The sequence below is a fragment of the Clostridium sp. genome (assembly GCF_040797585.1).
GTDB lineage: Bacteria > Bacillota > Clostridia > Clostridiales > Clostridiaceae > Clostridium_Z.
On the sequence record NZ_JBFNEO010000086.1, the window covers coordinates 1 to 11,239 of the forward strand.

The window sequence follows — 11,239 nt, forward strand, 5'->3', positions numbered from 1 at the left end:
TATTATGGATATCTATGAGAGAAGAAGAGCCTTTCAAAATCCTAATATGACATCTCATCAACTTATAAATAAAGTAATGGGAGAATACAAGAATATAAAGTATAAGATAAATGTACCTAATGAACCTATTGGAGAATTTATATTACAATACAATGAAACAGATTGGGAGTTCTTAAAACGATTTTTATCTAGATATAATGAAGGAATCATGGTTTCTATGCAATCAGGAAAGCCTAAGGTGTTTTTTGGCCCCCCTGAAATAGAAGTAAAGTCTAAAAATCATATTAAAAACTATACAGTTTATAAAGACCTTAATAGATATAATGATATGAAAAATAATTATAAAAAAGCTATAAAAGACACTGATTTTATAACTTATAGAGTCAAAATGAATGAGATATTTAATGTAGGAGAAAATCTTTCACATATAGGACGTAAATTTTATATAAAAAGTTTAATTTATGAACTTAAAGACAGTAGATTAGAGGCTATATATGATTTATCGCCTAGAGGAGGACTTACAGAGAAGAGGCTATATAATTCTAAGGTTATAGGAATATCTATAAATGGGTCAATACTAGGGGTTAATAGAGATAAGGTAAAAGTTAAATTAGAAATAGATAATTCTTCAGATAATTCCTATTGGTTCCCTTATTCCACTGTAGCTGCATCCCCAGATGGTGGAGGATGGTATTGTATGCCTGAAATTGGAGAAAAGGTTAGGATATATTGTCCTACTAAGGAAGAAAAGAAGGCTATTGCTATAAGTGCTATAGGTTCACATAATCCTAAGTCAAAGGGTAAGAATGATAGGATGTCTAATCCATCCATAAAATCTTTAAAAACAGATTCAGGACAAGAGGTCAAATTTACTCCAACAGGTGTTTTAATAGAATGTAATGGTGGTAATGCAAAGATAGAGCTTAATAAAAATGGAAGTGTCAACGTTATAGGGCAAAAAAATATTAATATAGCTTGTGCTGAGGAGCTATCTTTAAGGGCGGAAAATGAATTAAGTATATTAGGACAAAAGAGCATAGATATTTTATGTGAATCTGGAAGTAGCTTGATTATGGATGAAAGTGAAGAAATAACCTTTACTGGAACTAGAGTTCATAATAATGGATAAAGTTAAGATATCCATAACATATAGAGGTTAGAAATATATGAGTAAAGGAGAATATACTGTGTCAAATATAGATGAATTAATGGCAAAGCTAAAGCTAGAAAGAAAAATAGAAAATAAAAATAAGGAAAAAGAGAATATAGAAGAGCCCAAAGAGGAAGAAGATAAGGAAGCCATACTTAAAAGGGTAACCGAAGAAATGAATCAAGGGGATGTTACCTTAGAAGGAAGAAAATTTAAGTTTGTACGGAAAAGATTTTTAGATGAAAGAATTGAGCTTTTAATACCACTAGGGTATTTCGAGGAAAGAGTAAATGAAAACAATAACCTAATTTTAGTAAATGAAGGCTTTGGACTTAGTATAAATTTTACCTACATTAATCAGGGAGCAATAAAACAAAGTTTTGATGACTTTAAGGCTGGTATGGAAAAACAATTTAAAAATATGGAGTTTTATTTAGAATGGATTGAAAGTAGAGAACATGGAGAAGGGGATTCTAAAATAAGTTATGGAACTTATAAAACCCCAACAGGTAAAGGGGATATATATAACGCCATAATATATAGGGAGAAAAATGGAACTTCGATTATAGGAAATTATAATTGCTTTTATAAGGATTTAAAGATATGGGAGTTTTTAATTAAAGGAACCATAATGTCCATGAGGATCCTTAAATAAAGATTATATTAGGGTTAATCATATTTAAATCATTAATATTTTAAATAAGGAATTGTTTAAAAGAATTTTTATATTTAATTATGTAGTAGAACCCCTTGTTATAGTTATTTAGAAAAAGGAGGGATGAAATAATGACATCAAATAAAGTAGAAGCAATAAGCTATAAAGATATTAGGGTAAAGGGATACAATCTTCAATCAATTATAGATTTAAAGATAAAAACTTCAATTAATGAACATGGTACCTTAGAGCTCACTGGGATTTTAAAAAGTGGAGAAGAAGATAAAGATATTTATCTAACAGGTGAAAATAAAACCATAGAAGTTTTTTACTACGAAAAAGATAAGGCTATGACTTTATTCCATGGAGTAGTAAATCATATAGAAGTTGAGATGGAAAACAAGGTATATATTTTGAAAATAAGAGCAAATAGTATGACTTACTTAATGGATATAAAAAAGGAATCTAGATCCTTTCAAAATTCAAGTACCACATCTCATGAGATTCTTAAAACCATAATGAGAGGATATAGTAATTCAAGCTATATATTTAACATACCAAATAAACCTATAAAAAGTTTACTTATACAATATGAGGAGACAGACTGGGAATTTATTAAAAGAATAGCTTCAAAGTATAATGAAGGAATTCTTCAGTGTTCCAATAATGAAGGAATCCAATATGTTATAGGAGTTTCCAATGAAGGGAAAAAAATAAATACAGATATAATTCAATACGAAGTTTTTAAGGATTTAGAGTCTTATTATTATATGAAAAAAAATTATTTAAAAAATGCAAGAGAAGAAGAATTTATAACTTATAAAATATATAGCTATCAAGTTCTTAAACTGGGAGATATTACACCATTTCTAGGACAAGATTTTTATGTATATGAGACTACTTATGAGATTAAAGATAGCATCCTACAGAATACTTATAACCTTAGGGTAAAAAATGGATTAAGACAAAAATCTATTTTTAATACTAATATTATAGGAAGTTCAATTAACGGAAAAATCATAGGGGTAAGTGGAGATAAAGTTAAGGTTCATTTAGAAATAGATTCATCTCAAAGTCAGGGAGGAGCATACTCTTTTAAATATTCAACAATGTCAGCCTCAACAGATGGAAGTGGATGGTATTGTATGCCTGAAATAGGGGATAGTGTTAGAGTGTATTTTCCAACTAAAAATGAAGGCGATTCCTTTGCAGTAAGTGCAGTTAGTAGCTATGATGGCACTTCTGGAGGAGGAGAAGATAGAATGTCTAGTCCTGATAACAAATATTTAAGAACAGCTCATGATAAACAGGTTAAGTTAACCCCAGGAGGTATTTTTATTTCCTGTGATAGCGGACAAGCTGATATGAGTTTAACTAATGATGGAACTTTAAGTATTGTAAGTCAAAATAATGTAAATGTAAATGCGAAAGAAAGTATAAAAATAGATGCACAAAAAAGCTTTTTTATAAGTGCTAAGAAAGGTGTTACTTTAAAGTGTGATAAAAATGGTGGTTTAGACTTTGATGAAGAAGGACAAATCAAAGAGATGGGAACCAAAGTAAACAACAACTAATACAAACATGTTTTAAAAGAAGTTTATAGTCTTAGAAAGAAGGTGAGCTTTTAAGGTGAATAGGAAAGAAGCTTTAGAGCACTATAAATTGAATCAGGCCAAGAGTTTAATTGAAGAATGTGAAAAGAACTTCAATATAAATTTAAGGGATAATGAAGAAAAGATAAAAGCTATGTTAATAGAGGGTATAAAATCTGTTGATAAAAAGGCAAAAAAGGTTCAAGAATTGCATGATGATTATAGATTATATGTATTGCAATTTGAATTTCTTAGAACAAATATAATAAATGAAACCTATAAAATACTTATACACGGGTACAATGGACTATGGTACTTAGATGATAATTCTGTCTATGAAGAAATAGATTTATTATTTATATTTGAACCATTCATAATCCTTAAGGAGAAATTATTAAAAGCTAAAAAGTCTTATCTTGGAAAAGTTAATAACTATGATATACAGGAAATAATCTTTAATCTAGCTTCTAAATGCTATAACCAAATGTGTGATAATTCAAGAATATGGATGTGGAATTTAGACGAGGAAGAATGGATAAAGGAAAGCTCATTATGGGATGCATACTTAATAAAATGGGGCGAATATCAAAGTAAGTCAGAAACCATATTCTCCATGGATAATAGGGAAAAAAAGGTGGAGGATATTTTAGAGTTTAAGAAAAAGCCTAAAGAAAAAATGCCTTTTGTATATTCAGTGTGGAAGGATAGCATTTTAAAGGATGCGGATTTATCAGAGGAAGATCTTTTATTTATAAATTTCAAGAATAGTAAATTAATTAATATGGATTTTACTAAAAGTAATATTATAAAAGGACAGTTTAAAAATACTGAGGTCGTAAACTGCAGATTTAATCATAGCTTATTAGTAGGGTCATCCTTTGAAAATGCAATAATTAAAGAAACTAGTTTTGAAAGTAGTAATCTTACAAATTTAGATTTTAGAAAAGCAACTTTTAATAAGGTATCCTTTGAAAATGCTATTGTAGAGGGTGCAATTTTTAGTGAGAATCAAATACCTTTTTTACATTTAACTCCTGAACAGTTACAAGACATATATATAGAAGGAGGGGAGTAAAAATGAAGTATTTCATACTAAAGCAGGATAAAAATCTTGAAAATGCTATTGAATTAAAAGGGTTTAATAATAGCCAAAAGATGATCCTACAAAAGAAAGATGAAGCTTTATTTAAAGACACTGCCAATGTAATTGTAAAAGGAAATGATGATAGTGTATATCCAGATTTCATACAAGCACCTGTACTTCTTGTTTCAGAAGAGCTACATAACATATTTAAATGGTATGAAGATACAATAATATATAAAATTGCTGTATTTACTAATCTAGAATTAAAAACTCAAAAGGTTTATAGATTGGTTTTAACAGATATACCTGATGTATTAAGTGAAGAAACAACTTATTTAAAAAATGGATGGATAGAAAATATAGTCTTAGATAGGGAAAAGGTAAAAGACTATAATATATTTCAAATAAAAGCTGGGGTAGAGTATTATTTTATAGTTTCTTTAGATGTGGCAGAAAGTATCTTAAAGAGAAGCTTCACTGGAATTAAATTTAAAGAAGTGGAGGTTAGATAAAATGGCTAATAGAGATGAAGAAAAATATGGCATTGTAGGTTCCACCATTAAAAACGAGGTTGAAAAGGGAGTAGAAGAGGCCGTTGGTACCGTAGCTGGAGTGGTAGGCATGGCAAAGAATGTAGGTGGATTTTTAAAAAGAGACATTAAAAATGGAATAGATTGGCTTACAGCCTCACCAGAGGAAAGAGCAGAGGCTAAGAAAGAAGAAGAGATAAAAAAGCAGGAAGAAGAGGCTAAGGCAGAAGCTGAAAAAGCAGAGCAAGAAGCAGCTAAAGCAGCAGAAGATGCCAGAATGGAAGAACTTAAAACCACATATATTCTCCATACAGCAGCCATAACATGCACCTATGCAAAACGTGTAAGTTTTGTTGTTATACCAGTAAGCCATGGAACATATATTCATGGAGTAGAACAACTAAACGTTGGAGATAGTGTTCCAGAAATAAATATAAGAAATTTTGGAGTATGTACAAGCCCTGAAAATCCAAGTGTAAAAAAGGAAGCAGAAAGAATAGCAAAAGAGGTTAAAGAGAGAGAAAAAGGATTTATGGATAGGGTTATGGACATATTTTCTAAAAAGCCTAAGGAAGAAGTAAGTGATGAATTAATTGCTATGTGTGCAGGTGATTGTACTCCTTTGATATATACAGAATGGATAGATGGTAAAGAGGATGTTTTAATAGATGGAAAAAAGGCAGTCCTTGGAAAATGCAAACTAGAATGTAGTTATGGAGGAGAAATTGCATTCTATACAAGTGGGCAAAAAGCATAGGGATTTTAAATTTAACGGATTTAGGGTAAGGCAAGGTAAGTATATTAAAACTTATAACCTTGCAAGAATCTAGATTTAATAGGTGTAAAGGAGGAAAGAGATGATATTATCATATAAGGGATTAAAAATAGAAATACCTTATGATTCAATTCAAATAGAAGATATAGATATTATACAGGCTCTTGATGAACATATTTATCTTAATGTTAAATTTTTAATTGAAGAAGGAAAGTTATCAGAATATATAAATAAAAATGTTGAAGAAGAAACCATAACTGCTAGCATGTATAATGAGGAGCTTAAAAGAGATATTAATTTATTTGCAGGAAAGATAGATAAGGTCCATATATCTTATGAAAATGGGTTGCACATAATGGAGTTAAAATGTGTGTCATTTACAAAAGACTTTGATATTAAAAAGAATAGTAGAACCTTTTGTAATTTAGATATGACATATAATAGAGTCATATCTAAAATTTTAGAACTCTATAGCAATAAAGGATTTAAAGACTATGCCACAGGTGGAAAGGCTATAGGAGATTTTTTACTTCAATATGAAGAAACAGATTGGCAATTTATAAAGCGTTTATCTACACATTTTAATACTTCAGTATTAGCAAATGCAGAAGCTAGTAGTGGAAGGTTCTCATTTGGATTACCAAAACTTAATTATAATAATGAAATAAATGTAGATGACTATGAAGTTATTCAAGATGTTCACACATATAACATGCATAGAGGTAGAAATCTAGGAAATATATCTGTTGATAACTATAAGACTTGGAATATAATAACGGATAAGGTTCTTGTACTTGGGGAACAGATTACATTTAATGGAGTGAAATGTCAAGTTATAAGAGTAAACATAGGAGTTCATAAGGAAGAATTAAGGATAGTATACACATTAGCCCTTTTAAAAGGAATAAATAATATATATAAAACTAATTCTAAAATATTTGGAATGAGCATACCTGCCATAGTTAAAGAGGTAAGTGGTAATATGCTTAGGGTGCATTTTGACATAGACCCTGTATATGAATCTTGTTCAAATGGAAAATACTTCACTTATGCCATAGAAAGTAGTAGCTGGTATTGTATGCCAGAGAGGGGGAGTAAAGTTCATATATACTTTCCAACAAACTATGAATACCAGGCTATTGCAGTACATGCAGTAAGAACATCAGCACCAAAGGCATCCAGTCCAGATAATAAGTCATTTTCTAGTACATCAGGAAGTGAAATGAGTCTTACCCCTAGCGATATGACCTTTGCAGCAGATAATGGAAAGTCTGTTTCTTTAACCTTATCTCAATCAGGAGATGTATCCCTTGTGGGTAAAAATATAAATTTTACAGCAACGGAAAACTTAGAGCTTGGAATGAGAAATGGTCATGGGAAAGTACCACCTCTTAGACCTAAGAATATTAAGTTATCTTCTAAAAATAAAATTGAAATATCTAAGGGCGGAAGCCTTTCTATTAAAATGGAAGAAGAAACATCTATCCAAGGCCCTACTATTAAATATATAGGAACGGTTAAGGATCCAGTAGGACCTCTTCCACCAGAAATAGAGAATATTTCAAAAGATGATGAAAAAATAAAAAATGAAATAAATAATCAGGCAAAGGAATTTCAAACAGCAAAGGTACAAGAGGGAAAGAGTAAATTTGGATTTGGAGCAGTTGCAACAGTTATTGGAGCAGTTGCATTAGCGGCAGCTACAGTAGCTACTGGTGGAGCAGCTCTTGCAGTAGCAGCAGGAGTAGGTCTTGCATCTATGGCAGTAGGTGTATCCAGTATGTCAGAAGGATTACAGGATTATAGTAAAGCTCAAAGCGGGGATTTTTCTAAGTCTGATAATTTTATACGTGATGGATTATGTGGTGGAAATGAGACCCTTTATAACATAGTAAAGTATGGATCAGTAATGGCAGCAGGAATAGCGATAACTCTATTAAGTGGAGGAACCGCTACATCAGCATTAGCGAAGATAGGGGCAGATGTAGGTCTTGATGGTGCCTTTAATTTACTTGCAGATTACGCTGATGACGGAAATATAAATAATGGAATAGGCCATTATTTAGAATCAGCAGCCATGGCCACCTCCTTTAGTGGAACTGCCACTGGAATATCAAATAAAGCTAAAAACCTAGTGGATAAAGGAATCATGAGTTGTAAAACCTTTGGAAAAGTTAGAGTAGGAGTAGATTTAGGGATAGAATTTGCAGGACAAGCAGCCATGGATGGAGAGATAAATGTAACTGCCACTTTGGCTAGAAAGTATATAAGTAATAGAATGTTCCTTGCAGACCCAGTAGATGGAGTTACAGGAAGTCTTTATATTCCTGCTACGGACATTGTTATTCCAGATATTCATGAAGAGTTTAAAATTGAAAGAAAATATGAATCCATAAGTGATAGGGTAGGAATACTTGGTAGAGGATGGACAGTAAATATTGAAACATTTGTGGAGCTTAATGAAGATAAAGCTCATGTACTTTGTTATGATGGACACTTAGAAACCTTTAATAATGTAGAGGGAAAGTGGATTAATGATAAAGGTGAAGCAAGTATATATACTCTAGAATTTATTGAAAACCACTGGATATTTAAAAGCTACTTAGAGAAGAAAACCTATAAGTATGATGAGAGTGGAAAGCTTATAAATATAATTGATAGATATTATAATACTCTTTCAATAACTTATATAGGAGATTCCATAGATACCCTTACAACATTCTCAAATTATAAGCTTTACTTTACCTATAAAGACAATAAAATAATACAGATAAAAGATGACATAGGAAGAACAGTTCAATATAGATATACTGGAGATACCTTAACAGAAGTTGTCCATGTAGACTATGGTATTACTGCGTATACCTATAATGAAGAAGGATATATAAACAGTATAACAGACCAGAATGGAAAGACTTATACTAAAAACTTCTTTGACAATGAAGGAAGGGTAATTGCTCAAGAATATCCTAATGGGGATATATGTGAGATAAGCTATGATGATGAAAGACTAGAGAATACTTTCTATTATCATCAAAGTAAGAGAACAGAAAGGGTAAGATACAGTAAAGAAGGATTAATAACTCATGTATTCTACGAAGATGGGTCAACTGAAGAATATATATATGATAAATATGAAAATAAGATATATGAGAAAAATAGAAATGGATTTGAAACCCATAGAACATACAATGAATTTGGAAGTCTTTTAGAAGAAATATTCCCTAATGGATTAAAGGAAGAGTATACCTATGATGAAAATCAAAATCCTTTAACTAAGGTAGATAACTCAGGAAAAGAAATTATATATACTTATAATGAAAATGGAACATTAAACACAGAAAAAACCAAGATTTCAGTAGGGGAATACACTTCGGAGTCTTATACCTATGATAGTTATGGACGTATTTTAACAAAGGTAGATGGAAATGAAAATATTACAACCTATGAATATGAAATAGGAGATCATATAGGAAAAGATCCTATTCGTGTAATTACAAGTAGTAAATATGAGTATAACTATGAATATGATGAGGTTGGAAGAAATACAACTATAACAACAGACTATGGAACTGTAGAGTTTGGATACAATAGACTTAACTATGTTACCTTGATTAAGGATGGCAATGGAAACATAACAAGAAAATTCTATGATAAAATGGGTAATCTAATAAGGTTTGTTCCTCCAAATAACTATGAGAGATCCTTTGATAATGGAGAAGGATATGAGTACAGATATGACCATATGGACAGACTTATATCTATAAAAAATCCACTAGGCTATATAAACAATAGTATAAGAGACAGTGAAGGAAATGTAATAAAGGAAATAAACCCTAATTTCTATGACTCCTATAAAAAGGATGGAATAGGCATAGAATATGTCTATGATAAGGATAATAGAAGAATAAAAACAATGTATCCAGATGGAGGAATAGAGAGGGTATTCTATGATTCAAATGGAAACATTATAAAGCATATAAGTCCAGAATACTATAATGAGGAAAAGGATGATGGCTTAGGATATATTTATATTTACGATAATATGAATAGGCTAAGCTCTATAATAAATGAGCAAGGAATAACAGAAAAGACTTTTAAATATGATCTTCATGGAAACTTAATAAAAGAAATAGATGACGCAGGAAATGAAACCTTATTTAAATATGATTTATTAGGAAATTTAATAGAGAAAAGAGTTCCAGCAGAGAAATTAGATTTATCAGGAGAAAATCAGGATAAGACATATAAAACAAAATATAATGTTACTTGTTACTCTTATGATAAAAACAGCAAGAAGATTCTAGAAAGACATGGAACTACTTTAGTAGATGAAGAGGAAGTTTGCAATGACTACCATAATATCTATTTCTCTTATGATAAGGAAAATAGATTAATTGAAGTTAAGGATAAGTATGGTGCTAAAACCAGATATAAATATGACTGCTTAAATAATAAAATCTATGAAAGCTTTAAAATCAATGATACAACGGAAAAAATAATCCATTATATTTATGATAAAGCAGGAAATCTAATTGAGAAAAAAGAAGAAATAGATGGTAAGTTTATTTCAAAAGATAATGAAGGAAAAACAGTTTGGGCAGTAACAAAATATAATTACGATAAAAATGGAAATATAACCAATATAATAACACCAAAGGGTTTTGAAATAGAAAGAGTATACGATAAAATTGATAGGGTAGTAAAGCAGTTTGAAAAAGATACTAAGAATAATATTCTTAGGGGATATGCTTATTCCTATGACAAGATAGATAATGTAATAAGCTTAAAAGAATACTCTGGACACAAGAACCTAGAGAATATAGAACTTAAGCTAGAGAGAAACTATAGGTATGACAGTAAGAATAGACTTACTCACTATATTAATCCTTCAGGAAATACCACCAGATTATTCTATGATAAGAATGATAGAATAATAAAAGAGGTTTTACCAGAACAATATAATGTGGATACTGATGATGGATTAGGTACCACTTACTCCTACGACTTAAGAGGAAAGGTTGTAGAAGTTAAAAATCCTCTTGGGGAAGTTATAACACAAAATACCTACGATATTAAGGGGAATATAAAGACATCTCTTGATGGAGAAAATAATAAGGTAGAATATACTTATAACTTATTAGGACAGATTAAAGATATTATAACTCCAAATAGTAAAGAAGAAAATAAAGTAGCCCAAAGCTATAAATATGACGGAAGAGGAAACATTACAGGAATAATTGATGGTAATGGAAATGAAACAAGGTACTTACTAGATGATTGGGGTAGAATAACTAAAATAATAACACCAGAAGGTGGAGAAGAGACCTACACCTATGACTATGCAGGTAATATAACAAGTACCACAGATAGTAATGGTGGAACAATAGAATATTTATACAACAGTTTAGGACAAGTATCTCAAATAAAGGACCAAGAAGGCTATAGTGAAT

Annotated in this window: 7 protein-coding genes; all 7 read left to right on the top strand. The window is 30.5% G+C overall.

All coding sequences use genetic code 11. The annotated features are described in order from the left end of the window. Window positions 1-1,129, top strand: a 1,129-nt coding sequence (locus AB2369_RS07295; RefSeq protein WP_367665820.1) for a phage baseplate assembly protein V, incomplete at its 5' end; no start/stop codon positions are given. A 58-nt stretch (window positions 1,130-1,187) separates the two neighbouring features. After that, on the top strand, window positions 1,188-1,805 hold the full coding sequence (locus tag AB2369_RS07300; protein ID WP_367665821.1) for a hypothetical protein: 618 nt from the start codon (window positions 1,188-1,190) through the stop codon (window positions 1,803-1,805). Between the two features lie 131 nt (window positions 1,806-1,936). Continuing rightward, a complete protein-coding gene (locus tag AB2369_RS07305) occupies window positions 1,937-3,379 on the top strand; it encodes a contractile injection system protein, VgrG/Pvc8 family (protein WP_367665822.1) in 1,443 nt (480 codons plus the stop codon). Window positions 3,380-3,434: 55 nt separating this feature from the next. Beyond that, window positions 3,435-4,472 (top strand): pentapeptide repeat-containing protein, encoded by a 1,038-nt coding sequence (locus tag AB2369_RS07310; protein WP_367665823.1) that lies wholly within the window; start codon window positions 3,435-3,437, stop codon window positions 4,470-4,472. 2 nt (window positions 4,473-4,474) lie between these two features. Continuing rightward, window positions 4,475-4,993, top strand: coding sequence for a hypothetical protein (locus AB2369_RS07315; protein ID WP_367665824.1), 519 nt, complete (start codon window positions 4,475-4,477; stop codon window positions 4,991-4,993). Window position 4,994: 1 nt separating this feature from the next. Then, window positions 4,995-5,768, top strand: coding sequence for a DUF4280 domain-containing protein (locus AB2369_RS07320; RefSeq protein WP_367665825.1), 774 nt, complete (start codon window positions 4,995-4,997; stop codon window positions 5,766-5,768). Between the two features lie 100 nt (window positions 5,769-5,868). Continuing rightward, on the top strand, window positions 5,869-11,239 hold a 5,371-nt coding region (locus tag AB2369_RS07325), incomplete at its 3' end, for a DUF6531 domain-containing protein (protein ID WP_367665826.1).

Bases quoted from the DNA above. Each gene is read 5' to 3' on its own strand.
- AB2369_RS07305 (WP_367665822.1), top strand. From the start codon at position 1,937: ATGACATCAAATAAAGTAGAAGCAATAAGCTATAAAGATATTAGGGTA.
- AB2369_RS07315 (WP_367665824.1), top strand. From the start codon at position 4,475: ATGAAGTATTTCATACTAAAGCAGGATAAAAATCTTGAAAATGCTATT.
- AB2369_RS07320 (WP_367665825.1), top strand. From the start codon at position 4,995: ATGGCTAATAGAGATGAAGAAAAATATGGCATTGTAGGTTCCACCATT.